The organism is Amycolatopsis sp. WAC 04182, assembly GCF_003947465.1.
Taxonomy (GTDB): Bacteria; Actinomycetota; Actinomycetes; order Mycobacteriales; family Pseudonocardiaceae; genus Amycolatopsis.
Window position 1 is genome coordinate 477509 of sequence record NZ_QHJJ01000005.1, and the last position, 23671, is coordinate 501179.

27 protein-coding genes are annotated in these 23671 nt (G+C 69.9%); 16 read left to right on the plus strand and 11 right to left on the minus strand.

Annotated features, from left to right (window positions below; all coding sequences use genetic code 11):
- The first annotated feature begins 138 nt into the window (after nucleotides 1-138).
- The 3 genes from DMH01_RS28320 to DMH01_RS28330 all read left to right on the plus strand — a co-directional run bounded on the left by DMH01_RS28320 (nucleotide 139) and on the right by DMH01_RS28330 (nucleotide 3475).
- A complete protein-coding gene (locus tag DMH01_RS28320; protein ID WP_125680230.1) occupies nucleotides 139-2001 on the plus strand; it encodes a glycoside hydrolase family 9 protein in 1863 nt (620 codons plus the stop codon).
- 110 nt (nucleotides 2002-2111) lie between these two features.
- Nucleotides 2112-2897: a TIGR00730 family Rossman fold protein gene (locus DMH01_RS28325; protein WP_125680231.1), complete on the plus strand. Its 786-nt coding sequence runs from the start codon at nucleotides 2112-2114 to the stop codon at nucleotides 2895-2897.
- On the plus strand, nucleotides 2897-3475 hold the full coding sequence (locus tag DMH01_RS28330; protein WP_125680437.1) for a TIGR00730 family Rossman fold protein: 579 nt from the start codon (nucleotides 2897-2899) through the stop codon (nucleotides 3473-3475). The genes DMH01_RS28325 and DMH01_RS28330 overlap by 1 nt, the downstream gene beginning before the upstream one ends.
- A 430-nt stretch (nucleotides 3476-3905) precedes the next feature.
- On the opposite strand, the gene DMH01_RS28335 is transcribed toward DMH01_RS28330, so the two are convergent.
- Nucleotides 3906-4580 carry a 1-acyl-sn-glycerol-3-phosphate acyltransferase gene (locus tag DMH01_RS28335; RefSeq protein ID WP_125680232.1) on the minus strand — a complete coding sequence of 225 codons (675 nt, stop codon included), beginning with the start codon at nucleotides 4578-4580 and terminating at the stop codon, nucleotides 3906-3908.
- Between the two features lie 51 nt (nucleotides 4581-4631).
- On the opposite strand from DMH01_RS28335, the gene DMH01_RS28340 reads away from it, so the two are divergent.
- Nucleotides 4632-5534 carry a glucosyl-3-phosphoglycerate synthase gene (locus DMH01_RS28340; RefSeq protein ID WP_125680233.1) on the plus strand — a complete coding sequence of 301 codons (903 nt, stop codon included), beginning with the start codon at nucleotides 4632-4634 and terminating at the stop codon, nucleotides 5532-5534.
- Here DMH01_RS28340 and cydC read toward each other — a convergent pair.
- The 4 genes from cydC to DMH01_RS28360 are packed head-to-tail and all read right to left on the minus strand — an operon-like array spanning nucleotide 5523 to nucleotide 10813.
- A complete protein-coding gene (cydC, locus tag DMH01_RS28345; protein WP_125680234.1) occupies nucleotides 5523-7073 on the minus strand; it encodes a thiol reductant ABC exporter subunit CydC in 1551 nt (516 codons plus the stop codon). The two genes, DMH01_RS28340 and cydC, sit on opposite strands and share 12 nt — an antisense overlap.
- Nucleotides 7070-8629 carry a thiol reductant ABC exporter subunit CydD gene (cydD, locus tag DMH01_RS28350; RefSeq protein ID WP_125680235.1) on the minus strand — a complete coding sequence of 520 codons (1560 nt, stop codon included), beginning with the start codon at nucleotides 8627-8629 and terminating at the stop codon, nucleotides 7070-7072. Before cydD ends, cydC begins: the two co-directional genes overlap by 4 nt.
- A gap of 9 nt (nucleotides 8630-8638) precedes the next feature.
- Nucleotides 8639-9631, minus strand: coding sequence for a cytochrome d ubiquinol oxidase subunit II (locus DMH01_RS28355; protein ID WP_125680236.1), 993 nt, complete (start codon nucleotides 9629-9631; stop codon nucleotides 8639-8641).
- Nucleotides 9632-9634: 3 nt separating this feature from the next.
- Entirely contained in the window at nucleotides 9635-10813 is a 1179-nt protein-coding gene (locus DMH01_RS28360) for a cytochrome ubiquinol oxidase subunit I (RefSeq protein WP_125680237.1), read from the minus strand.
- Between the two features lie 140 nt (nucleotides 10814-10953).
- Here DMH01_RS28360 and DMH01_RS28365 point away from each other — a divergent pair, with 140 nt between their 5' ends.
- The 7 genes from DMH01_RS28365 to DMH01_RS28395 are packed head-to-tail and all read left to right on the plus strand — an operon-like array spanning nucleotide 10954 to nucleotide 14564.
- Nucleotides 10954-11280, plus strand: a complete 327-nt coding sequence (locus tag DMH01_RS28365) for a helix-turn-helix transcriptional regulator (RefSeq protein WP_005155407.1) — start codon at nucleotides 10954-10956, stop codon at nucleotides 11278-11280.
- The gene (locus tag DMH01_RS28370) at nucleotides 11277-11942 is read left to right on the plus strand and encodes a permease prefix domain 1-containing protein (protein WP_125680238.1); all 666 of its coding nucleotides are present in this window, start codon (nucleotides 11277-11279) and stop codon (nucleotides 11940-11942) included. Before DMH01_RS28365 ends, DMH01_RS28370 begins: the two co-directional genes overlap by 4 nt.
- Nucleotides 11939-12589, plus strand: coding sequence for a permease prefix domain 1-containing protein (locus tag DMH01_RS28375; RefSeq protein WP_125680239.1), 651 nt, complete (start codon nucleotides 11939-11941; stop codon nucleotides 12587-12589). Before DMH01_RS28370 ends, DMH01_RS28375 begins: the two co-directional genes overlap by 4 nt.
- A complete protein-coding gene (locus DMH01_RS28380; protein ID WP_125680240.1) occupies nucleotides 12586-13257 on the plus strand; it encodes a permease prefix domain 1-containing protein in 672 nt (223 codons plus the stop codon). The genes DMH01_RS28375 and DMH01_RS28380 overlap by 4 nt, the downstream gene beginning before the upstream one ends.
- The gene (locus tag DMH01_RS28385) at nucleotides 13254-13556 is read left to right on the plus strand and encodes a DivIVA domain-containing protein (RefSeq protein ID WP_039917099.1); all 303 of its coding nucleotides are present in this window, start codon (nucleotides 13254-13256) and stop codon (nucleotides 13554-13556) included. Before DMH01_RS28380 ends, DMH01_RS28385 begins: the two co-directional genes overlap by 4 nt.
- Entirely contained in the window at nucleotides 13553-14002 is a 450-nt protein-coding gene (locus DMH01_RS28390; RefSeq protein WP_125680241.1) for an SRPBCC family protein, read from the plus strand. Before DMH01_RS28385 ends, DMH01_RS28390 begins: the two co-directional genes overlap by 4 nt.
- On the plus strand, nucleotides 13995-14564 hold the full coding sequence (locus DMH01_RS28395) for a DNA-3-methyladenine glycosylase I (RefSeq protein ID WP_125680242.1): 570 nt from the start codon (nucleotides 13995-13997) through the stop codon (nucleotides 14562-14564). The genes DMH01_RS28390 and DMH01_RS28395 overlap by 8 nt, the downstream gene beginning before the upstream one ends.
- Here the strand turns inward: DMH01_RS28395 and DMH01_RS28400 are convergent.
- Both DMH01_RS28400 and DMH01_RS28405 read right to left on the minus strand, forming a co-directional pair.
- Nucleotides 14561-15046, minus strand: coding sequence for a hypothetical protein (locus DMH01_RS28400; protein WP_125680243.1), 486 nt, complete (start codon nucleotides 15044-15046; stop codon nucleotides 14561-14563). The genes DMH01_RS28395 and DMH01_RS28400 overlap by 4 nt on opposite strands.
- A 109-nt stretch (nucleotides 15047-15155) precedes the next feature.
- Entirely contained in the window at nucleotides 15156-15950 is a 795-nt protein-coding gene (locus DMH01_RS28405; protein ID WP_125680244.1) for an enoyl-CoA hydratase/isomerase family protein, read from the minus strand.
- A gap of 195 nt (nucleotides 15951-16145) precedes the next feature.
- Between DMH01_RS28405 and DMH01_RS28410 the strand changes: the two genes are divergently transcribed.
- Together DMH01_RS28410 and DMH01_RS28415 are read left to right on the plus strand one after the other, a co-directional pair.
- Nucleotides 16146-16313: a DUF3117 domain-containing protein gene (locus DMH01_RS28410; protein ID WP_005155393.1), complete on the plus strand. Its 168-nt coding sequence runs from the start codon at nucleotides 16146-16148 to the stop codon at nucleotides 16311-16313.
- 90 nt (nucleotides 16314-16403) lie between these two features.
- Nucleotides 16404-17858, plus strand: a complete 1455-nt coding sequence (locus DMH01_RS28415; protein WP_125680245.1) for a M17 family metallopeptidase — start codon at nucleotides 16404-16406, stop codon at nucleotides 17856-17858.
- A 7-nt stretch (nucleotides 17859-17865) separates the two neighbouring features.
- On the opposite strand, the gene DMH01_RS28420 is transcribed toward DMH01_RS28415, so the two are convergent.
- Both DMH01_RS28420 and DMH01_RS28425 read right to left on the minus strand, forming a co-directional pair.
- The gene (locus tag DMH01_RS28420) at nucleotides 17866-18477 is read right to left on the minus strand and encodes a phosphatase PAP2 family protein (protein ID WP_125680246.1); all 612 of its coding nucleotides are present in this window, start codon (nucleotides 18475-18477) and stop codon (nucleotides 17866-17868) included.
- A 69-nt stretch (nucleotides 18478-18546) separates the two neighbouring features.
- Nucleotides 18547-19431, minus strand: a complete 885-nt coding sequence (locus DMH01_RS28425) for a LysR family transcriptional regulator (RefSeq protein ID WP_199745659.1) — start codon at nucleotides 19429-19431, stop codon at nucleotides 18547-18549.
- Between the two features lie 105 nt (nucleotides 19432-19536).
- On the opposite strand from DMH01_RS28425, the gene DMH01_RS28430 reads away from it, so the two are divergent.
- Entirely contained in the window at nucleotides 19537-20781 is a 1245-nt protein-coding gene (locus DMH01_RS28430; protein WP_125680438.1) for an MFS transporter, read from the plus strand.
- A 13-nt stretch (nucleotides 20782-20794) separates the two neighbouring features.
- On the opposite strand, the gene DMH01_RS28435 is transcribed toward DMH01_RS28430, so the two are convergent.
- Nucleotides 20795-21445: an O-methyltransferase gene (locus tag DMH01_RS28435; RefSeq protein ID WP_125680248.1), complete on the minus strand. Its 651-nt coding sequence runs from the start codon at nucleotides 21443-21445 to the stop codon at nucleotides 20795-20797.
- A gap of 199 nt (nucleotides 21446-21644) precedes the next feature.
- Between DMH01_RS28435 and sigE the strand changes: the two genes are divergently transcribed.
- Together sigE and DMH01_RS28445 are read left to right on the plus strand one after the other, a co-directional pair.
- Nucleotides 21645-22244, plus strand: coding sequence for an RNA polymerase sigma factor SigE (sigE, locus tag DMH01_RS28440; RefSeq protein WP_016331450.1), 600 nt, complete (start codon nucleotides 21645-21647; stop codon nucleotides 22242-22244).
- A complete protein-coding gene (locus tag DMH01_RS28445) occupies nucleotides 22241-22918 on the plus strand; it encodes an anti-sigma factor (protein WP_125680249.1) in 678 nt (225 codons plus the stop codon). Before sigE ends, DMH01_RS28445 begins: the two co-directional genes overlap by 4 nt.
- Nucleotides 22919-22927: 9 nt before the next feature.
- On the opposite strand, the gene DMH01_RS28450 is transcribed toward DMH01_RS28445, so the two are convergent.
- The gene (locus DMH01_RS28450; RefSeq protein WP_125680250.1) at nucleotides 22928-23533 is read right to left on the minus strand and encodes a hypothetical protein; all 606 of its coding nucleotides are present in this window, start codon (nucleotides 23531-23533) and stop codon (nucleotides 22928-22930) included.
- Between the last annotated feature and the right edge of the window lie 138 nt (nucleotides 23534-23671).

The window sequence follows — 23671 nt, forward strand, 5'->3', positions numbered from 1 at the left end:
ACGATTACCCGCCGACAACAGCCGCATCCGGTGACTTCCGACCGGCGAATCGGACATATTGACTGGTGGCGCCCCGGGCGCTAGCGTCTTGCGCCATAAAAAGGAAACTTTCTTAACTAATCCATGAGCGGGGCGCCGATGATGGTGAGTTCCTGGTCCCGGACGGTGGCCGCGGTTTCGGCACTGGTCCTCGGGGGTTTGACGGTTCCGGCGGTTTCGGCCGCGGCGGCGGTCCAAGGTGAGGTGCGGGTCGATCAGGTCGGCTATGGCATCACCGAGACCAAGCACGCCTATCTCCTCTCCAGCGCGCCGGGTGCGTTCTCGGTGATCGACGAACGCGGCCGGACCGTCCATCGTGGACGGACCGGGCAGTCGCTCGGCGCGTGGAACGCGAAGTACCCGGCGGTGTACCAGCTCGACCTGTCGAAGGTCTGGCTGCCGGGGAAGTACCGGATCGAGGTCACCGGCGAGACCAAGGCGACGTCGCCGACGTTCCGGGTGGACACCAAGGACCGGCTCTTCACGCCGCTCGTCCGTGCCACCAACGAGTTCTTCCAGGCGCAGCGCGACGGTGACGACATCATCCCCGGCCGGCTCGACCGCAAACCCTCGCACCTGGCCGACAAGCAGGCCACGGTCTACGAATGGCCCGCGTTCGGCGGTGAGTTCGGCGACGAGATCACCGAACCGCTGAAGCCGGCGGGCGGGCCGGTCGACGTCGAGGGCGGCTGGGTCGACGCGGGCGACTTCGTCAAGTTCACGTCGAACACGGCGTACTCGCTGGCGGAGCTGGGTTACGTGCTCCGCGAGGACTACGACCGGGTGCTGGCCAAGGAGGTCAAGCTCGGCCTCGACTGGCTCGACAAGATGTGGGACGAGAAGAGCAAGACGCTCTATGCCCAGGTCGGGATCGGGACGGGCAGCGACAAGTTCGGGTTCCTCGGTGACCACGACGTCTGGCGGAACCCGCACGACGACGACCCGCTCGACGTGAAACCCGGTGACCCCAAGTACTTCGTGAAGCACCGGCCGGTCTTCCCGGCGAACCCCGGCGGGTCCGCGCTCAGTCCGAACCTCGCCGGCCGCGTCGCCGCCGCTTTCGCGCTCGGCGCGCAGGTCGAGGCGAAGCGGAACCCGGCCCTGGCAAGGGAATACCTCGCCGAGGCCTCGTCGGTCTTCGCGCAGGCCAAGACCGAGAACGTCGGCGAGCTGGTCACCGCGTTCCCGCACGCGTACTACCCGGAATCGTCCTGGCGGGACGACATGGAACTCGGCGCGACGCAGCTGGCCCTGGCGGCCAAGGCCCTGCGTGACCCGCGGTCCGCCGACTGGACGCGGCAGGCGGCGCACTGGGCGAAGGCCTACATCGACGTCGAAGAGAAGAGCACGCTCAACCTGTACGACACCAGCGCGCTGGCGCACGCCGACCTGGCGAAGCTCCTGCGGCACAGCGTCCCTGGTGCCGCGCTCGGTCCGAAGGAACTGATCGGCGACCTCCGCCGTCAGCTCGACGAAGGTGTCGCGAGCGCGGCTCAGAGTCCTTTCCGGACCGCCGTCTCGGTGAAGGAATTCGACGCGGCCAGCAAGAGCTTCGGGTTCGCCGCGACCGAGCGACTGTACGCGGACCTGACCGGTGACCGCCGGTACGCGGCGTTCGGTTCGCAGCAGCGGAACTTCACCCTCGGCGCGAACGCCTGGGGCATCTCGCTGGTCGTCGGCGTCGGCACCACGTATCCGCGGTGCCCGCACCACCAGGCGGCGAACCTCGCCGGCGAGGAGAAACTGCTCTACGGCGCCGTCGTGAACGGACCCAACGGAGCGGAGAACTTCGAGCACATGGAGCTCCCGCCCGGTTCGAAGGAGTGCAAGAAGCCCTTCGAAGCCTTCGACACCCCCGAGTCCCGCTACGCCGACGACCTCGCCTCGTGGCCGAGCAACGAGCCCGCCATCGACTTCACCTCGACGGCCATGCTCGCGTTCGCGCTGACCGGACGTTCCTGAGGTGATCGCGGGGCCCGCTCACCGGCGGGCCCCGCGTTCGCGTAGCCGACAACTCCTGTTCGCGGCGATGCTGCCGCTCCGGACGGTGACGACGTCGTAGGCTTGGCGGGGTGAGTGAGACAAGCGAGTTCCCCGACGGCCAGTACCCGGAACGTCCGATCGAGCGCCACAAGGGCCCGGTCGTGCTGCGGCGGGATCGCCGTGACCAGGGCAGCACCACCGACCAGCGCCTGCTGGACTCGCGGGGGCCGAGCGACTGGGTGCACACCGACCCGTGGCGTGTGCTGCGGATCCAGGCGGAGTTCGTCGAGGGCTTCGGCGCGCTGGCCGAGGTGCCGCGCGCGGTGACGGTGTTCGGTTCGGCGCGGACGAAGCGGGACCACCCGGAGTACGAACTCGGCCGCAAGATCGGCGGCGCGCTCGCGAACGCGGGCTTCGCGGTGATGACCGGCGGCGGCCCCGGCGCGATGGAAGCGGTGAACCGCGGCGCCAACGAGGCGGGCGGGTTCTCGGTCGGCCTCGGCATCGAGCTGCCGTTCGAGCAGGGCCTGAACCCGTGGGTCGACCTGGGCGTCAACTTCCGCTACTTCTTCGCGCGCAAGACCATGTTCATCAAGTACTCGCAGGCGTTCATCTGCCTGCCCGGCGGCTTCGGCACGCTCGACGAACTGTTCGAGGCGCTCACCCTGGTGCAGACGAAGAAGGTCACGAAGTTCCCGGTCGTGCTGTTCGGCAGCAAGTACTGGGGCGGCCTGTACGACTGGATCGCCAGTTCGCTGCTCGCCGAGGGCAAGATCGGCGAGAAGGACCTCGAGCTACTGCACGTCACCGACGACATCGACGACGCCGTGCGCGTGGTCGAGGAGTCGTACCAGGCATGGGAGGACACCCACTGATGGCGGCGCCGCGCCGGGTCTGCGTCTTCTGCGGCTCTTCGATGGGCTTCGACCCGCGGTATGCGGACGAGGCTCGCGCCCTGGGCACGTTGCTGGCCTCGCGGGGTATCGGGCTGGTCTACGGCGGGGCTTCGGTCGGGACCATGGGCGTCGTCGCGGACGCCGCGCTCGCCGCGGGCGGCGAGGTGATCGGCGTGATCCCCGAGGCACTGGGCTCCGTCGAGATCGCGCACGCCGGCCTGACCGAACTGCACGTCGTCGCCGACATGCACCAGCGGAAGGCGAAGATGGCGGCACTGTCCGACGGCTTCCTCGCGCTGCCCGGTGGGGCCGGGACGCTGGAGGAGCTGTTCGAGGTGTGGACGTGGGCGCAACTCGGGCTGCACGAGAAGCCGATCGGGCTGGTCGACGTCGGCGGGTACTACGCGCCACTGCTGAAGTTCGCCGACCACATGGTGTCGGAGGGCTTCCTGTCGGCTGGATACCGGGACATGCTGTCGATCGACTCGGACGCTTCGGTGCTTCTGGACGGCTTCGCGGACTACGTGCCTCCGCCTCGGCCTAAGTGGGCCAAGTAGGTCTTGGGTAGCGCGTGGGCGGGCTGCTGCTGCCTCGGTACATGAAGGCCCCTTCATTGCGCCTAGCGCCGTGAAGGGGGCCTTCATGTACTTGGGCTCATGCCCGCTGTGACGTGTGGGGTCACTGGTGCACGTGGGGTTGGTGGGGTGACCGGCTAGTCCGTGAAGGCCCCCTTGAGGGACCCAGAGTCCGTGAAGGCCTCCTTCACTACCTTGAGGGTAGGGAAGGAGGCCTTCACGGCACTTCGCCCAGGCCAGCTAAGCCCGGAATGCACCAAAAGTCCCTTAAGCCCCACTCGCGCGTGCAATGAAAGGCTCCTTCCTTGCCAAATTTGCAAGGAAGGAGCCTTTCATTGCAGCGGCGAGGCGGGGAGACCCGAGCAGTAGGGGAGCAAGGGACCTTTGCTACCACCCCAGCCGGGAACGACCGTCAGGCAGCGCTCTGATCAGGCCGTTTGTGGTACGAGTCGACGTACTCCTGCCCCGAAAGCTCCAGGATCGAGTACATGATCTCGTCGGTCACCGACCGCCGGATCGCCGGCGACGAGTCCTGCCCCTCGTACCGCGAGAAGTCCAGCGGCGAGCCGTAGGTGACGGTGATCTTCGCCCGCCGGGGGATCCGCTTCCCGGCGGGCTGCAGGTTTTCGGTCCCGGAAAGCGCGACGGGCACGACCTTCGCACCGGTCGCCAGCGCCAGCGCCGCGACACCGGTGTGGCCGCGGTGCAGCCGCCCGTCCAGCGAGCGGGTGCCTTCGGGGTAGATCGCGAAAGCGCCGCCTGCGTCGAGCACCTTCCGCGCCGCTTCGAGCGCGGCGAGACCGGCCTGAGCGTTGCCGCGTTCGACCGGGACGTAGCCGAGGCCGCCCAGGAAACCGGCCATCAGTTTGCCCTTGAGCCCGCGGCCGGTGAAGTACTCCGCCTTGCCGAGGAATTTGACCTGCCGCATCGCCGTGAAAGTGATCACGCCGGTGTCCAGCGCCGCCCGATGGTTGGGTGCCAGCAGCACCGGCCCGGTGGCGGGAATGTTCTCCACGCCGCGGATCTCGGGGCGGTACAGCGCCCTGACCAGCGGGCCGAGCACGAATCGGACGAGTAGCGGTAGCAAGGTTCCTCCATCGACAGGGTGTCGGACTCCAGCATGGCACGATCACTACTCATGAGTTGGTTCGAGCGGCGTACGTGGCAGAACCCCGGCTGGACGGTCGAAGACATCGTCGCTGCGAAGGGTGACCGGACGGTTTCGGTCGTGCTACCGGCGCTCGACGAAGAGGACACCGTCGCCCAGGTCGTCGGGACGGTCCGGCCGTTGCTGGGCACGGTCGTCGACGAGCTGGTCGTGATGGACTCCGGGTCGACCGACGCCACCGCCGAGCTCGCCGCCCGCGCCGGCGCGCGCGTGGTGCACCGCGAGGACGTGCTCCCCGACCTGCCGCCGGTGCCGGGCAAGGGCGAGGTGCTGTGGCGGTCGCTGGCCGCGACGACCGGTGACGTCGTCGTGTTCCTCGACTCCGACCTCGTCGACCCGGATCCGGCGTTCGTGCCGACCCTGCTCGGCCCCCTGCTGTGCGAAGAAGGCGTCCACCTGGTCAAGGGGTTCTACCGGCGGCCGCTGCGGCTGGAGAGCAGCGGCGGTGGTCGGGTCACCGAGTTGCTGGCGCGACCGGTCCTCTCGGCGCTGCGCCCATCACTCTCGGGACTCATCCAGCCCCTGGGAGGCGAGTACGCCGCGACGCGCGAGTTTCTCGAGTCAGTGCCCTTCGCGGCCGGGTACGGCGTCGAGATCGGGCTCATTCTCGACGCCGAAGCGCGCTACGGCCTCGAAGGGCTCGCACAGGTCAACCTCGGCGTACGCAAGCATCGCAACCGCTCGCTGCTTCAGCTGGGGGTGATGGCGCGCCAGATCCTCGGGACGGCGCTCGCGCGCTGCGGCATCAAATCCGACGACCCGGCCCAGCTCACCCAGTTCGCGCAAGTAGGTGACGAATGGCTGCCGGAGGTGGCCGAGGTGTCGGTCAGCGACCGGCCTCCAATGCGGGAAGTGCGCGGCCTAGAGCCGTAGGACCTCGTCGAACCCGGCCACCTGCGACTCACGATGCGTCACCAGGACGACGGTGCCGCGTGCGGCCGCGAGCACATCCGCCAGGACGGCGTCGCCGTGCTCCGGGTCCAGACCCTCGACCGGCTCGTCCAGTACGAGGATCGGCGGAGCGGCCAGCACCGCCCGCGCGAGCACGAGCCGCTGGCGCTGCCCGCCTGACAGCGCGTCACCGTCGGAGCCGGCTTCGCGGTCCAGCGGCAGGTCGAACCCTGCCGTCTCGCACGCCGAAAGCAGCTCGGCGTCGGTGGCGCCGGGCTTCGCGAGCAGCAGATTCTCCCGCACCGTCGTGTGGAAGACGTGCGCGTCCGCGAGCGCGCCCGTGATCACCGACGGCAGCAGCGCCGGATCGTAGGCCTCCAGCGGTTTCCCGTTCAACAGAGCACGCCCGGACGTCGGCGCGACGGAGCCCAGCAACACGTTCAGCAACGTCGTCTTCCCGGCCCCGCTGGGCCCCACGATCCCGACGCGCTTGCCCGGCGGAAGGTCGAGGTCGACGCCGTCCAGTGCCGGGGCCCTGCCCTCGAACCGGACGCCGACCCCTTCGAGCCGCAGATGTCCCGGCTCGGGCACCACGATGCCGCGCGCGGGCGGCGGTTCCGTCAGCAGCGCGCGCACCCGCTCGGCCGACGCGCGCACTTCGACCCAGCGCTGGGCGGCCGCGGTCAGGGGGAGGACCAGCTCGAACACCGCCAGCGCACCGAGGGCCAGCGCGGCCGTCAGCGGCGGCGAAACCCCGGCGGTCAGCGCGATCGCGACGCAGGTGAGCAACTGGACGAGGATCCCGGCCGCGGTCAGCAGGCTCGTGCGGTTCGCCGTCGCGCGGTCCCGCACCGCCAGCTCGTCGACGGCGGTATGCGCGGCGTCCACAGTGGACTCGTGCACGCCGTAGGCGATGAGCTCGCGCCGCCCGGTGATCAACTCGACCGTCCGTTCGGCGAGGTCCGCGCGCGCCGGAGCGCTCTTCTCCGCCGCCGCGCGAGTGATCCGCACGCACAGCCACGGCAACCCGATCCCCGCCACGACAAGCCCGAGCGCCAGGACGAGCCCGGCGGCCGGGCTGACGATCAGGGTGACCGTCGTCGAAACCGTGCCGACGAAAGCGGCCACACCGGCGGGCAGCAGGCACCGCAGGATCGCGTCCTGTACGGCGTCCACATCGGACACCAGCCGCGTGACGAGATCGCCGCCGGAATGCCGGGAGGCCCGGTGCGGCAGCAACGACGTGTACACGCGGGTCCGCAAGGCACCGAGATACCGCAGGACGACCTCGTGCCCGGCGAGCCGCTCCGCGTAGCGCAATCCGCCACGCGCCAGGGCCAGCGTCCGGACGGCGACGATCGCCACGGTGAGCGACGCCAGCGGCGGCTGTTCGGCTGCCTTCAGCAGCAGCCACGCGGCCGTGGCCATCAAAGCCAGCCCGGCGATTTCCGCCCCGGCTCCGATCAACCCGGCCCGGACCAGCCGCACTACGTCCTTTGTGGACACGCCCCAGACGTTCACACCAGTTCCCGTTCTCGTACGGCGCCCTCGCGGACTTCGAGGACGCGGGTGGCCAGCGCGGCCATCGGGGGCCGGTGGGCCACGAGCACCGAGGTCCGGCCGGTGAGCAGTTCGCGGGTCGCGCCGAGCACGGCGGCTTCGGTCTCCGCGTCGAGCCTGGCGGTCGGCTCGTCGAGCAGCGCGAGCCCCGCCTCCGTGCGGGCGAGCGCCCTGGCGAGGCCGAGCCGTTGCCGCTGACCGGCCGAAAGCGGCGCGCCCAGTTCGCCGATCCGCGTCCGGTAGCCGTCGGGCAATCCGCGCACGACCTCGTCGAACGCCGCCGCGCGTGCCGCCGCCTGGACGTCCGGCACCTGGCCCATGGCGATGTTCTCTTCGACGGTCCCGGTGAACAACGTCGGCCGCTGAGGTACCCACGCCGTCCCGGCCCGCCACGTCAGAGGATCCAGGTCGCGCAGATCGACGCCGTCGACGAGGACCCTGCCGGACGTCGGCGTCACGAAGCCCAGCAGGACCGCCAGCAGTGTGCTCTTCCCGGAACCGCTGGGTCCGACGAGCGCGACGTGCTCGCCCGCCTCGATCGTAATGTCCACTTCGGACAGTACGGTTTCGTCGCCGTACGCGACGCTCACCTTCTCCAGGACGATCCGCGGCGCACCACGACCGGCCACGCGCGAACCGCGGACGACGTCCTCCGAACGCACGGCCAGTGCCTCGCGCACCGTGGCGAGCCCTTCGGCGCTGGCGTGGAACTTCGCCCCGGCCGCCCGCAGCGGCAGGTACGCCTCCGGGGCGAGCAGCAGCACCAGCACCGCCGTGTGCACGACCATGCCGCCTTCGAGCAGCCGGAAGCCGATCGGCACCGCGACCAGCGCCACCGAAAGCGTCGCCACCAGTTCCAGCACCAGCGCGGACAGGAACGCGACCCGCAGCGTGCGCATCGTCGCGTCGGTGTGCGCGTCCGCCATCGCCCGCACTGTCTTCGCCTGCGCCTCCGCGCGGCCGAACACCTTGAGCGTGCCGAGCCCGCGCACGACGTCGAGGAAATGCCCGCCCAGCTTGGAAAGCAGCGCCCACTGCTTGGCGGTCTTCGCCTTCGTGTGCTGCCCGACCAGGATCGCGAACACCGGGATCAGCGGCAGCGTCGCGAGGATGATCAGCGCCGACGACAGATCCGCGGCGAACAGCCGGACGAGCACCGCGACCGGCACGATCGCCGACAGCACCACCGTCGGCAGATAACCGGTCAGGTAGGCGTCGCTCGCGTCGATCCCCTTGGTCACCAGGGTCGCGACCTCGCCGGGCTTCTCCGCGTCCGCGCCGAGAAGCCGTTTGCGCAAGCCGGCCTTGACCTTCGCCGCGAACCGGCCGCCGACGGAGCCCTGGACGCCCGCGAGCAACGCCCGCACCGCGATGGCGGCCACGAGCGTCCAGGTCACGCCGCCGCCGGTGAGCAGCGTCGCGAGGCCGTCGGCCTGGACGAGGATCGCCGCGGCGGTCAGTGTTCCGAGGACGGCCAGTACGCCGAAATGGCGTCGCAGCCCGGGAAGGGGAGGCATCTCGAACTCCTAGAAGTGCAGCAGCGAACGCTGGTCGACCCGGGCGTCGTGCCTGCGCCAGGTCACCCATTGCACGGCGGCGATCGCCACCAGCGCCGGAGGCAGGACGAACGTGAGCAGGCCGAGCATTTCGGTACTGGTGGCCGCTTCCGTCAAGCTCAACGAGAAGCCTCCGTCCACAGAGGACACCAGTGCGTCGGGCAGGCGTGCCGTACCGACGGCCAGCACCGGTGAGGCGGACAGCGTCATCGTGGCGACCAGTGCCGTCTTGTGCCGTCCGGCGCGCAAGGCCGCAGCCGCGACGCCCAGTGCGCCGAACGCCAGCACGATCGCGGGCAGCACGGACCACGACACGGTGGTCTCGAAGGCGCCCCAACCGACCGCGACGACCAGGAACGCGAACGACGGCGCGAGCAGTGCCTTGGCGATCCGGTTCGCGCGGGCGGTGAGCTCGGCGGGCGCCCGAACGGCGAGGAAAGCCGCGCCCTGCAGGGCGAACAGCGCGACAAACCCGGCGCCCCAGAGCAGCGCGTATGGACTGAACACCGCGAGGACGTCGTCGCTCGGTTTCCCGGCCGCGTCGAGCGGAAGCCCGATGATGAGATTGCCGAGGAACACGCCCCAGGACACCGCCGTCACCCAAGCGCCGACGGTGATCGCCAGCGTCCAGGCACCGCGGCCGGCGTCCGGCCGCCTGCTGCGCAGCTGCACCGCCGCGGTGAACGTGACCAGCCCGAGCAGCAGGGTGACGACCGGGAGATAGGCCCCGGCGAACACTTTTCCTTCCAGATGAGGGAAAGCGCCGAACAGGACGCCGACCGCGGCCACCAGCCACACCTCGTTGGCCAGGAAGAACGGGCCGAAGGCGCCGAGCACGCGCCGCCGCCCGGTCTCGTCACGGCCCAGCCTGCCGAGCAGCATGCCGACGCCGTAGTCGTAGCCCGCCAGCGCGAAATAGCCGGCGGTCAGGAAACCGAGCACACACCACCAGAGGATCACCATCGGTCAGACTCCGCTCAGGACGGGAAGTTCGGCACGGGGCGCGGCCGCCTCTTCGACGGGTTCCGGGCCGCGTTTCGCGACCCGCGACATCAGCACCCAGTCGGCGATCGCGAGCACCAGGAACAACAGGGTGAAAGCGATGAAGGAGAACAGGATCTGCCCCGCCGGGATCGCCGCGACGGCGTCGGCGGTGGTCAGCTGCCCGCGGATGAGCCACGGCTGACGGCCGATCTCCCGCACCAGCCAGCCGAGGACCGCCGCGACGAACGGCAGCGGGATGGCCAGCACCATCACGTACAGCAGTGGCCGCACCTTGGTGATCCAGTTCCGGAAGAGCAGCAGCGTGCCGAGGGTCGAGGCGAGGAAGGCGATGAACCCGATCTGGATCATGAAGCCCAGTGAGGCGCCGACCAGCGGATCCGGCGAACTGAGCTTGTCGCCGTGGTACTCGCCCAGCGGCCCGAACTGGCCGAAGCCGAAGCCGATCACCAGCGTGCTGCCCGCCAGCGAGGCGAGTACGCCGATCCGCATCGAACGCCGGAAGAACTCGATCTCCTTGGTGCGCTTGATGAAGTGGTACGCGCTGACGCCGACCACGAAGAAGCCGCCGGTCATCAGCGCCGCGCTCAGCACGTGCGGCAACGACATCGTCAGCGCCGGGTTGGTGAACAGCGCGCCGAAGTCGTCGAGTTTCAGCACGCCGTTCTCGGCATGCGTGCCGACCGGGTTCTGCAGGAACGAATTGGCCACCATGATGAACAGCGCCGAGGCGTACGCGGTCAGCGTGATCAGCCAGATCAGCGTCAGGTGGACCCATTTGTTCAGCCGCCCCCAGCCGAAGATCCAGAGCCCAAGGAAGGTCGATTCGGCGAAGAAGGCCACCAGCGTTTCGATGGCCAGCGGCGCGCCGAAGACGTCGCCAGCGACCGCGGACAGGCCGGTCCAGGTGAGCCCGAACTGGAATTCCATCACGATTCCGGTGACGATTCCCAGCGCGTAATTGATCACGTAGAGCTTGCCCCAGAAACGAGTCAGCCGCGTGAGTTCCGGCTTGCCGCCGAACGCGGAGCGTGTCTGCATCACCGCGACGAGTGTCACGAGCCCCAGTGTGAGCAGCACGAACAGGAAGTGGAACGAGGTCGTCGTCGCGAACTGGAGTCTCGCGATCGGGAGTGCGTCCATGTCGAGGCACTGTATACGTAGCCTGGCTACATGTAGCCACTAAATCTATGAAATCGGGGTGATCTCGGGGACATTCCCTGAGGTCGGTCCGGGAAAGTCCCGGCTACCCTGGTGGGCGGCGATGTGTAGACTGTCTATCTATGAAGGCCGACAGCCTGCGCGGGCACCTCGACGCGCTGCTCCTCGCCGTCCTCGACGGCCGGAAGCTGCACGGGTACGCCATCATCGAGGCGCTCCAGCTCCGCAGTGACGGTGCGCTCGACCTGCCGACGGGCACCGTCTACCCGGCGCTTCGCCGCTTGGAGCGCGCCGGATTCCTCGCCAGCGAATGGGACGTGGTGTCCGGCCGCAAACGTCGTACGTACAAGCTCACCCGCTCCGGGCAGAAGGCCCTGGCCGCGGAACGGGCGGAGTGGCAGGAGTTCACCACCGTGATCGGTGGTGTCCTCGGGGGGAGCACGGCATGAGCGCGATCGACGGCTACATCGGTGACCTGGACGCCAGGTTGCGCGGCTCGGCGGCGGCGAAGACCGATCTGCTCACCGAGGCGAGGGACGGTCTGGTCGACGCGGCCGAGGCGTATCGCGAGGGTGGTGTCGACGAGGCGGAAGCCGAACGCCGGGCGGTCGCCGACTTCGGCCCGGTCGCCGTGATCGCGCGCGACTATCAGGCCGAACTGGCGTTGCGCGGCGACATCGGCACGCTGTGGAAGGTCATCGTCGGTATCCCGCTGATCCACGTGAGCTGGGAGCTGGCGCGGATCTGGACCTACGGCGACTGGAGCCGGAGCGGGAAGTCGAACCCGGAGTGGTACATGTCCGTCATCGAACTCTTCGGTGTCCTGGTCATCGTTCCGCCCCTGATCGGCGTGGTCGCCCTGTTCGGCGCCCGGCGGCTGGGGCGCAGGCTCGACAGCGTCCGGCTGGGGCTGGTGACGCGGTGGACGGTGGGCGCCGCGGCGAGCACGAACCTGCTGGCGCTGCTGCTGCTCACCGTGGGCACCGCGGCCCTCGACCCGTCCAGGATGAACGTGAGCCTGGCGTGCAACGTGCTGGCGGCGGGCTGGGCGGCGTTCAGTCTCTGGTTGCTCGCGCCCGCCTTCCGGTCCCGGCGTCTGCTCGCCGCATGAACGCGATCGAGACCTACCTCGGCGAACTCGACGGCCGGCTGCGCGGGCCGTCGGCGGCGAAAGCCGATCTCCTCACCGAGGCGAGGGACGGTCTGGTCGACGCGGCCGACGCCTATCGCGCGGGCGGGGTCGACGAGGCGGAAGCCGAACGCCGGGCCGTCGCCGACTTCGGCCCGGCCGACCTGATCGCGCGTGGCTACCAAACGGAACTGGGACTGCGGCGCGACATCCGCGTGCTGTGGGAGCTGATCGCCGGTGTCCCGCTCCTGATCCTCGCCTGGGATCTGGCGCGGGCCTTCGCCGACTGGTCGCGGCTCGGTACCACGCCGTCCTGGTACCCCCGCGCGATCGGCGTGGCCGACACGCTGGCGGCGCTGTCCCCTGCCGTCGCGGTCGCCGGGCTGCTCGCGGCACGGCTGCTCTCGCGGCGGACGGCCGGTCCGCCGGTCGCGCGCGCGGTCTCCTGGGCGCTGGCCGCGGCCGTGGGGTTGAACCTGGTCGCGGTCGCGACGTACGGCGGCGCGACCGGACTGATGGAGCCCGCGCGCATGCTCGTCAGCGTGCCGTGCGCGGTCCTGTCCGGAACCTGGATCCTGTTCAGCATGCGGCTGGCGGTCGCCGCGCGGAGTTGGAGAACCACGGCATGACGGTGATCGAGGCCTATCTCGGGGAGCTGCGCACGCGGCTGGACGGCCCCGCGTCGGCGAAGCGGGATCTGCTGCGCGAGGCGCGCGACGGCCTCAACGACGCGGCGGACGCGTACCGCGACGGCGGCTGGAGTGAACACGAGGCGCAGCGGCGCGCCGTCGCCGATTTCGGGCCGGTGCACCTGATCGCCAGGGACTACCAGGCCGAACTGGGCATGCACAGCGGCACCCGGACCCTGTGGAAACTGATCCTCGGCGTGCCGCTGATGCAGCTCGCCTGGGAGCTCGCCCGGAAATGGACCTTCGGCGACTGGTCGCAGCTCGCGCCGACGCCGGGTTGGTACAAGTACATCGCCCAGTTCACCCACGGTTCGGTCTTCATCGTGCCGGTGCTGGGCGTGCTCGCCCTCGTCTCCATGCGCTGGCTGTCCCGGCGGATGGACGGCACCCGGCTGGTCAAGACCGCCGGCGTGCTGATCGGCGAGGCCGTCGGGCTGAACCTGCTTTCGGTGGCGCTGCTGGTGATCGCCACCGGGTTCCTCGACGCGTCGAGACTGTTCCTGTCCGCGCCGTGCGGGATCCTCATGGTGCTCTGGGTCGTGGTCAGCGTGCGACTCGCGTTGCTGGCGCGACGATCGTGGCGTTCGTGTGCCACGATCGTCGCGTGACGACCGCCCTGATCTATCTCGTAGTCATGCTGCTGGTGGCCGCCGTGGTGTTTCTGCTGGCCGCCGTGGTGTTCGGCCGGGGTGAGGAGCTGGCCCCGCTGCCGCCCGGCAGCTCGCCGACCAGGCTGCCCGCCGAGGACATCACCGCCGAGGACGTCCACGCCGTCCGCTACCAGATGGTGCTGCGCGGCTACAAGATGTCCGAAGTGGACTGGGTGATGCGGCGGCTCGGCGTCGAGATCGAGGAGCTGCGCGCCAAGGTGGCCGAACTGGAGGCCGAGCGCGAGGGCGCCAGGTGACCGATGTCGTCGTCTCGGTCGACGTCGCGGTACCGGCCGGGACGGCTTGGCTCGCCCTGACCGATTGGGAACGTCAGGGCGAATGGATGCTCGGCACCGAGGTCAAGGTCGTCGAAGGCAACGGGCGTAGCGTGGGTTCGAAACTGTCGGCGTTCACCGGGGTGGCCGGCATCGGTTTCACCGACACCATGGAGATCACCAGCTGGGAACCGCCGCTGCGCTGCGTCGTGCGGCATACCGGCAAGATCGTGCAGGGCACCGGAGTCTTCCAGGTGATCGAGAAGGGGCCGCACGCGTCGACGTTCGTCTGGGCGGAGCATCTGCGGCCGCCGTTCGGCGTCGTCGGGCGGCTCGGCTGGCCGGTGGCGAAACCGGGGTTCGAACTGGGGCTGCGGCTGTGCCTGCAGAGATTCGTGAAGTACGCGGAGGGGTATCGGGTTGGCTGAGGCGGGTCTGCTGGGCGCGGACGGGATCAAACGGTGTTCGTGGGGCAACTCGGCCCCGGACTACGTCGAGTACCACGACACCGAATGGGGCGTCCCGCTCCACGGCGACGAGGAACTGTACGAACGTCTGTGCCTGGAGTCGTTCCAGTCCGGGCTTTCGTGGATCACGATCCTGCGGAAGCGGGAGTCGTTCCGGAAGGCGTTCGTCGGATTCGTGCCGGAGAAGGTCGCCGTCTTCACCGACGACGACGTCGAGCGGCTGATGCAGGACGCGTCGATCGTGCGGAACCGGGCGAAGATCCTGGCGGCGATCAACAACGCCAGGGCGATCGAGCAACTCGACGGTTCGCTGGACGACCTGCTGTGGTCGTTCGCGCCTTCCTCGCACACCCGGCCGCGGCGGATGGCGGACGTCCCGGCGATCACCGACGAGTCGAAGGCGATGGCGAAGGAACTCAAGAAGCGCGGCTTCGTGTTCCTCGGGCCGACGACCTGCTACGCGCTGATGCAGGCGACGGGGATGGTCGACGACCACGTGAAGGACTGCTTTCGGGCCGCTTAGATCGCGCGGGCGTGGAGGTCTTCGGCCAGTCTCTCCAGCGTGCGGTAACTGCTGTCGAACTCGATCACGCCACCGTCACGCAGTTCGATGGTGCATCTCGCGACGTACGCGAAGGGGACGGCGCTGAACCGAAACTCGGTGCCCTGGTAACGCACTGAGCGGACTTCGGCCCACGCGATCGCCTGCCGGACCTTGCGTCCGTAGACCTCCGCGAAACCGCCGGTGAAGACGTAGAGACCGCCGTCGAGGCGCCTTCGGGTGGAGACGCACCACCAGAGGAAGAGCGGTGGCCACACGAACAGCACGACGGCGAGCGCTCCGGTCATGTCGCCTTCGCGGAGCCCGAGCGCGAGAGCGCCCGCCAGCGGCGCGAAGGCGAAGAAGGTCCCGATGGCGCCCGGCCTGCGGCGGTAGCGGCGAACGCAGTCACCGAGGTCGCGCTCCGCGGCTGTCGCCTGGAGGTGGGGCGGGGTCGGGATCACTCCCGGACGTTAGGCGCGGCGGTCCGGTACCGGTCCCGAGCGCGCCATGAAGGACGCTTTCATTGCGAAATTTGCTATGAAAGCGTCCTTCATTGCACGTCGCGACGGGTTACTTGCCCTGGAAGTTCGGCTTGCGCTTGCCCACGAAGGCCTCGACGGCCTCGGTGTGGTCGGCGGTCGCGCCGAGCGCGGTCTGGGCCTCGTCCTCGGCCGCCAGCGCCGTTTCGAGGGACGACTCCGCGGCGACGGACAGGACGTTCTTGATCTTCGCGTACGCGACCGTCGGACCGGCCGCGAGCTTCGCGGCGACCTTCTGCGCGCGGGCGGCCAGTTCCTCGTCCGGAACGACTTCGCCGACCAGGCCCAGCGTCAACGCCTCCGCCGAGTCCACCGTGCGGGCCAGCAGCATCAGCTCGGCCGCGCGGCCGAGACCGATCAGCCGCTGCAGCGTCCACGACGCGCCCGAGTCCGGGCCGAGGCCGACGTTCGCGAACGCCATCAGGAAGTTCGCCGACGTCGCGGCGATCCGGAGGTCGCTCGCGTACGCGAAGGCCGCGCCCGCGCCGGCCGCGGGGCCGTTCACCGCGGCGATGACCGGCTTCGGCATCCCGACGATGGTCTTGACGATCGGGTTGTAGTGCTCCTTGACCGTGTGTAGCGGAGCGGGGTCACCCGCCTGCAGCAGCCCGACATGCTCCTTCAGGTCCTGCCCGGCGCAGAACGCCTTGCCCGAACCGGTCAGCACGACCGCGCGGACACTGTCGTCGGCCGCGGCCTCGGTCAGGCCCGCCAGCAGCAGTTCCTTGAGTTCGACGGTCAGCGAGTTGTACGCCTGCGGCCGGTTCAGCGTGAAGGTGCGCACGCCATCGGCGTCGGCGGTCAGCAGAACGTCGGATGTGGTCACGGGATCTCCTAGTCGGCGAAACTGCGGTCAGAGAGGAGTCTTTCAGCCTCGCGAGCCGCATACCAGCACCGATACGGCGGCAAAAGATCGGTCCGCGTTCGCGCTCGGCCGCTGATGAGGGACAATGGACAGTAGACCCGGCTGGCTTTGACGAGCGCGACCCGGGCGCGCCGGTTGAGACGGAGGGAGCACGCTATGGCGGCCATGAAGCCCCGGACCGGAGATGGTCCCCTCGAAGTGACTAAGGAGGGGCGGGGCCTCGTGATGCGCGTACCACTCGAAGGTGGTGGGCGCCTCGTCGTCGAACTCTCCGCGGAAGAAGCGAAGGATCTCGGCGCGGCCTTGCAGGAGGTCACCGGCTGAGCCGGACCGCACCAACGTTCAACCACCCGCACCCCGGTCTCCCTTCGGAGGCCGGGGTCGCGGTTCATCTGCGCCCGGAGGTCGCTCACTGTGCGTAACCCGCTACCCCCCGTTCCGGGGAAGCTGCTCGAACTCGAGGTCTCGGACGACCTACGGCGCGGAACGCCGCTGGCCACGCTGATCGCCGCGCCGTCCGAAGAGGACGGTGACGCCGGACTCGCGGAGATCGGCGGCGTGCGGCCCACCGGCATGGCCGGTGACGTGCAGACCGTGCCGACCGGCGGCGTCCGCTGGCTGGCGGGCATCGGCGACGGTGAGCCGAAGCAGTACCGCAAGGCCGGTGCCGCGCTGGTCCGCGCCGTCTCGTCGGCGCTGGAGGAAGACGTCAAGGCGGGGCAGAAGGCGTTCCGCGCCTTCGCCGTCGAGCTGCCGGAGGACGCGGGCGTCGAGCACGTCGAAGAACTCGCGTTCGGGTTGCTGCTCGGTGGTTACCGCTTCACGGTGACGGCCGAGGAGCCGAAGCCGAGCCTGCGGACCGTGCGCTTGATCACACGTCATGAGGGCGGCTTGGAGCGGGTCCGCGAACTCGCCGCGGCCGCCGCGTTCGCGCGCGACCTGGCGAACACGCCGTCGAACGTCAAGACCCCCGCCTGGCTCGCCGACACGGCCGTCCGGGCCGCCGGCGACCTCCCGAACCTGACCGTGACGGCGCGGGACGAGAAGTGGCTGGCGGAGCAGGGCTTCGGCGGTGTTCTCGCCGTCGGTGGCGGGTCGGCCGCGCCGCCGCGGCTGATCGAGCTGGAGTACCGGCCGCGCGGGGCGACGACGCATCTGCTGCTGGTCGGCAAGGGCATCACCTTCGACACCGGCGGCCTTTCGATCAAACCGGCCGACGGCATGCACCTCATGCGTACCGACATGGCGGGCGGCGCGGCGATCATCGCCGCGGTCCGCGCCATCGCGGCGCTGCGCCTGCCGGTCAAGGTGACCGGGCTGGTGCCCGCCGCCGAAAACCACGTGTCCGGTTCGTCGTACCGGCCCGGCGACATCGTCCGGCACTACGGCGGCAAGACGACCGAGGTGGGCAACACCGACGCCGAGGGCCGCATGGTCCTGGCCGACGCGCTGGTCTACGGCATCAAGAAGCACAAACCGGACGCGGTGATCGACGCGGCGACCCTGACCGGAGCCATGAAGGTCTCGCTCGGCGTCCGCACCGGCGGCGTCTTCGCCACCGAAGACGCGCTCGCGGAGCGGGTCGTGAAGGCGGGCGAGCGGGTCGGCGAGGCGTGGTGGCGGATGCCGCTGCTGGAGGACCTGGCCGAGTCCGTGCAGGGCTCGCTCGGTGACGTCCGGCAGGCGCCGGGTGGTCCCGGCGGCATCGTCGCGGCGCTGTTCCTGCGGGAGTTCGTCGGGGACGTGCCGTGGGCGCATCTCGACATCGCCGGCCCCGCGCGGGCCGACAAGACCTACGCCGACGTCGTGCCCGGGGCCACCGGTTTCGCGGCGCGGACGCTGGTCGAATTGGTCGCCACCTACGCCTGACCTGCGGTTACCTGCGGGGCGGGAGCAAGGGACCTTTGCTACCGCCCCGCAGGTCGACCTTGGGCATGGGCTGGGTCGGCGCGTCCCCGGCGTGGGCGGTGAGCCGTCGGGCGATCCCGGTCGCCGGGCCTCTCAGGTACCGGAACACGAGCCACGCCGTGACGGAGCCGAGGACGAGCCCGGCGAGCACGTCGTGTGGGTAGTGCGCGCCGACGAAGACCCGCGAGAAGCCCATCAGCAGGGCGCCCGGGAGCACCCACGGCGCGAGCCGGCGCCAAGCGAGTGCCAAGCCGACAGCGGCCGCCGCCGCGATCGTGGAGTGGTTGCTCGGGAAGGACCAGTCGCCCGTTGGCGGGCAGTCGACGAGCGTGACGAGGCCCCGGCAAGGCCGGTCCTCGCGGATCACGCTCTTCAGACCTTCGCTGATCAAGTACGCGATCGCGGTCGCGGCGGGCGGCAGCAGCGCCACGGCGATCCGGACGGGCGAAGTGCGGGCCCGCCACAACATCCAGGCGAAGAGTCCTGCGAAGACGAGCAGTCCTGCTTCGGTGAACAGAATTCCCGTCGCCTGAAGCCAGTTCGGGCTCTCACCCGCCAACTCCACGATGTCGTCGTACATTCACCCGAAGTTAGCGAAAATACTTCCCTGCCGGGGTGGACGAACGGCAGGGATCGACCCCGACGAACGTCACCAGGGCCGCGCGCGGACCCGCTCACGGAACCGCAGCACGGCGGGCGGCAGGACCACGTCGCGACGCCAGGCCAGCCCGATGGTCCGCCCGACCGGCGGCACCAGCGGGACTTCGACGACACCCGCGGGGCTGCCCGGTTCGAAGCGGGGGAGCAGCGCGACACCGAGCCCGGCGGCGACCAGTCCGCGGACGGTGTCGGACTCCTGGCCCTCGAAGGCGATCTTCGGTTCGAAGCCGGCCGCCGCGCACAGGTCGTCGGTGATGGTGCGGAGGCCGTAGCCGGTTTCGAGGAGCACGAACTCCTCGTCCTTGAGGTCCTCGATGGCGGCGCTGGGCCGGTCGGCGAGGCGGTGCGACGTCGGAACGGACAGGAAGATCTCCTGCTCGGTGAGTACGGCGGTGTCGAGCAGCGGGTCGTCGACGGGGGCGGGCGCGAGCAGCGCGAGGTCGAGCTCGCCGCTGGTGAGCCTGTCGACCATGTCCTGGCGAGAGCCCTGGACCAGCGTGAACCGGACATCCGGATGGTCCGCGCGGTAGCCGCGAAGCAACGTGGGGACCAGCGACCTGCCGAGCAGGTGCAGGAAGCCGAGGACGACGTGCCCGGAGCCGGGGTCGACCTCTTCGCGGGCTTGGCGGACCCCGGCGTCGACGGCGGCGAGGGCACGTTCGGCGGCGTCGGCCAGCAGCTCGGCGGCGCGGGTGAGCCGGATGCCGCGACCGTCGGGGACCGTGAGCGGGGCGCCGAGGGCCTCGCCGAGCGCCGCGATCCGGCGGCTTACCGTGGGCTGTGGGACACCGAGCAGCTCGGCCGCGCGTGTGACGTTCGTCGTGCGGCGGAGTGCGGTGAGCAGAGCGAGCTGCGGGGCTAGCTGGGCGGTCATCCTTTCATTCAGCACAGTATCGATTGTCGCAGATAATCGTATTAGACGTATCGTTTAGCCAGGCTTAGCTTCGGGATCGTGCCTGCCACCCGAACCACCCGCCGCGTGACGATCGCCGTCGCCGCGGCCGGGATCTCCTCGTTCGCGCTGCTCTACGCGCCCCAGCCGGTGCTGCCGCAGCTGGCCGAGCAGTACCACCTCGATCCCGGTGGCGCCTCGCTCGCGGTGAGTGTCGCGACCGGTGCCCTCGCGATCGCCGTCCTGCCCATCGCCGCGCTCTCCGAAGTCGTGGGACGGCGTCCGGTGATCATCGCTTCGGTGGTCGCGTCGGTCGTGTTCGGATTCCTGCTGCCGCTGGCGCCCAGCTACCCGGCGCTGCTCGTGCTCCGGGCGCTGCAGGGGGTCGCGATCGCGGGGTTCCCCGGAGTGGCCGCCGCCTACCTCGCGGAACGGCTCGGCAAGGCCGGGCTCGCGGCGGCGGTGGGCGCGATGATCGCCGGGAACACCATCGGCGGCATGATCGGACGGCTCGCGGCCGGGTTCACCGCCGGACCGTTCGGCTACCACGGCGCGCTGCTCGTGGTCGCGGGGATCGGGCTGGTCTGCACGGTGGTCACGGTGCTGGCCCTGCCGCCGGGGGAGCAAGGGACCTTTGCTACCACTTCGGTGGATCGTCGCAGGTCAGAGCGGTTACGCGAGCAAGGCAGGGCGGTGCTCGCCGGGCTCGGCGCGGCGGTGCGCAAGCCGGTCCTGCTGGTCCAGTACGCGGTCGCGTTGCTGGCGATGGGCTCGTTCGTCGCGCTGTACAACGCCGCCGGATTCCGGCTGACCGGCGAGCCGCTGAACCTCTCGCCCGCGATCGCGTCGCTCGTCTTCCTCGCGTACGCGATGGGCTCGGTCTCGTCGGCGACGGCGGGCAAGCTCGTCGGCCGGTTCGGCCGCCGCCGGTCGCTCGCCGGCGCCCTGCTGCTCACGATCGCGGGCGCCGCGCTGACGCTGTCCGACTCGCTGCCCATGGTCGTCGCCGGGTTCGTGGTGCTGACCGGCGCGTTCTTCGCCGCGCACGCCGTCGCCAACGGCTGGGCCGCCGCGGAGGCGCCCGAGAACGCCCGAGGCCAGGTGGGCGGGCTCTACACGCTTTCGTACTACCTCGGCAGCAGCATCGGCGGCGCCGTCGGCGCGACCGTCTACGGGCACGCGGGCTGGACCTGGCTGATCGTGCTCACCGCCGCGTGGCTCGCCTTGGCCGCGGCCGCCGTGCTGAAGGGGACTTTCCCCGCATCACACGTGGTGAAAGCGTCCTTCGCCGCGTCGGACGCGACCAAAGCGTCCTTCAGCCCCCGGCGATAGCAAAGGTCCCTTGCTACGCGATCGCGGCGACCAGCAGCCCGCCGCCCACCGGCAACAGCGCAGGAACCAGCCGCTCGTCCTCCCGGAAGGCCCGCGCGACCTCCCGCAGCGCCAGGGTGTCCGGATCGCGCCGTGAGGGATCGGTCACCCTCGTCCCCGAGACGTTGTGGAACGCCAGTATCCCGCCGGGCCGGAGCAGCGCCACGGCCTGCTCGTAGCAACTCGGGTACTCGATCGGCGCCGAATCGACGAACACCAGGTCGTAGCCGCCGGGGGTGAGCCGGGGGAGGACCTCGAGCGCGCGCCCCAGGATCAGCCGGGTCCGCCCCGGCGGGTAACCGGCCTCGCGGAACGCCGCCCTCGCCGCCCGGTGGTACTCGGGCTCGATGTCGATCGAGGTGAGGATCCCGTCGTCGACCATGCCGCGGAGCAGGCACAACCCGCTCACCCCGGCCCCGGTCCCGACCTCCACGACGGCCTTCGCCCGCAGCGTCGTGGCGAGAAAACGCAGAGTCGCACCCGCGCCCGCACTCAGCGGACCGCACCCCAGCTCGGCCGACCGCGCCCGCACGGTGGCCAGAACCTCGTCGTCGGGGACGTACCCGTCGACGAGGTCGGCGTCGGCGGCCTCGGCAGGCGAGCCCGCATGCGTCCCGGAATTCACACGCGGAGGTTAGCGCTGCCTATCGTCAAAAGAGCGAAGACTCCCTGGTACCGACTTCTCAGCCTCCTCTCAGTCCAGTCTCACTAGAAACATAAGCAGGCCGGACAGACTGGTCCTCGACAACGGGAACACCGTGCTCATCGCCCGCGTTGGGTGGAGTAGTTGGGAGAAGACGCTGATGGAGGTGCCTACTTCCCCGATGCAGGAAACGATGCAGGACCAGCACGCGGACCAGGTCACGCCGGTGACGGTGGACGAGGCCGCATGGACGCCGCCCTCGTGGGACGAGGTCGTGCGTGAGCACGCTGACCGCGTGTACCGGCTGGCATACCGCCTGACCGGTAACGCCCACGACGCCGAGGACCTGACGCAGGAGACCTTCATCCGGGTCTTCCGCTCGCTCGCGTCCTACAAGCCCGGCACGTTCGAAGGCTGGCTGCACCGCATCACCACGAACCTCTTCCTCGACATGGCCCGCCGCCGCTCCCGCGTGCGGATGGAAGGCCTCCCCGAGGACACCGACCGCATCGTCGGTGACGACCCGAGCCCCGAGCAGGTCTACTCGGACACGCATCTCGACCCGGACCTGCAGGCCGCGCTCGACGAGTTGCCGCCCGAGTTCCGTGCCGCGGTCGTGCTGTGCGACGTCGAAGGCCTCTCGTATGAGGAGATCGGCGCCACCCTCGGTGTCAAGCTCGGCACCGTGCGCAGCCGGATCCACCGCGGCCGCCAGGCGCTTCGCGCTTCTTTGGAGCGTCGTCGCGCCGCGGCGCAGGAGTCTGCGAAGGTGGGGGTATGACCGCACCGCGAGGTTGGGGACTCCCCGAGTCGCATCTGCTTCCGGACGCCATCGTCGCCTTCGTCGACGGGGAGCTGTCCCTCGGCGCCCAGGACAGGGCGTCGGCGCATATCGCCCGCTGCCAGGCGTGCGCTGCCGAAGTGACCGCGCAGCGTCAGGCCGTCGCGGCCGTGAAGCAGGCGGGAGCCCCGTCGATGTCGGCGGGTTTCCTCGCCAGCCTGTGCTCCATCCCGCAGAACACCGAACTTCCCGGCACACCGGACAACCTGGCGATGACCGCCGACGGTCAGCTGGTGGCCATCCAGCGGCCCGACCGGGTCGCCGGCCTCCGCGACACCGGGGTCTTGGGCGGTACAGCGCCGTTGGGATCAACGGCGCCGCTGGGCCAGTCGCCGAACGTCCTCGGCGGCGGGCGGTTCGGTCTCGCCCGGCGGAAGTACGCGCAGGGCGCCGGAGTCGTCGTTTCGGGCCTGGTGCTGAGCGCGCTGGCCCTCGTCGCGACCTCGGGTGACGGCACCGAAGACCAGCCGAACACCGGTTTCACCCCGCCGCAGGGGGTCAACGCCGGGCTGCTGCCCGCGCAGCTGGGCGGCGGCACCCCGCCGGAACCGCCGCGCAGCCCCACGCCGAGCCCGAGCACGTCGAGCGCGCCGGTGCCCGTCTCGGCCCGCTGATCTGCTTCGTCAGGGCGTGACGAAGCAGATCGTCGCGCTCTTGAAGTTCGAAGTCCCCTTGCCGACGTAGGAGATGACCTCCACGGTGTCGTCGGCGCAGAGGCCGCCTTCCACGCTCGTCTGCGGGAAGACCTCGCTGATCTTCAGTCGCGCCGAGCCGCAGTCCGTCAGCGGCGGCGGTGTCTTGGCCTCGATGTCGTCGAAACACGACCCGACCTGGGCGTTGATCGCCAGGCACAGTCCGACGCCCTTCCCGCGCAGCGGTGTCGGGACGGCGTACTTGTAGAAACGGTCGTTGCAGGACCAAGCACCGTCGTCGACCCCGGCGAGGCCCACCGTGTACGGCGCTTGCGGTGAATCGCACGGCGTCTTGACCGCGTCGGCCTCCTCGCCGGATCCGGTCAGCACGACGCAGTCGCCCTCGGTCAGCGTTTTGGCCTGCTTCTCCGGCCCCGCCATGTTGTTCAGCGTGATGATCACGCCGAAGCCGCCGATCGCCACGACGAGCGAGGCGGCGAACAGGATCATTTGGACCTTGAAGGAGAAGCCCTTCTTCTTGCGTGGCTGCTGAGGGGTGTTCTGGGGCGGGAAAGGCGGCCCCGGGTGCTCCGACATGCGCGTTAGACTGCCAGACGTGAGACACGGTTGCCTTCTGTGTCACTTTTCTCGCCGGTTCGGGGAATCAACGCGCACTTCACCGTGGTCACGGCAGAATCCGGGGTAAGGCTTGGCGTACTCTCGCGTCCGGCCAAC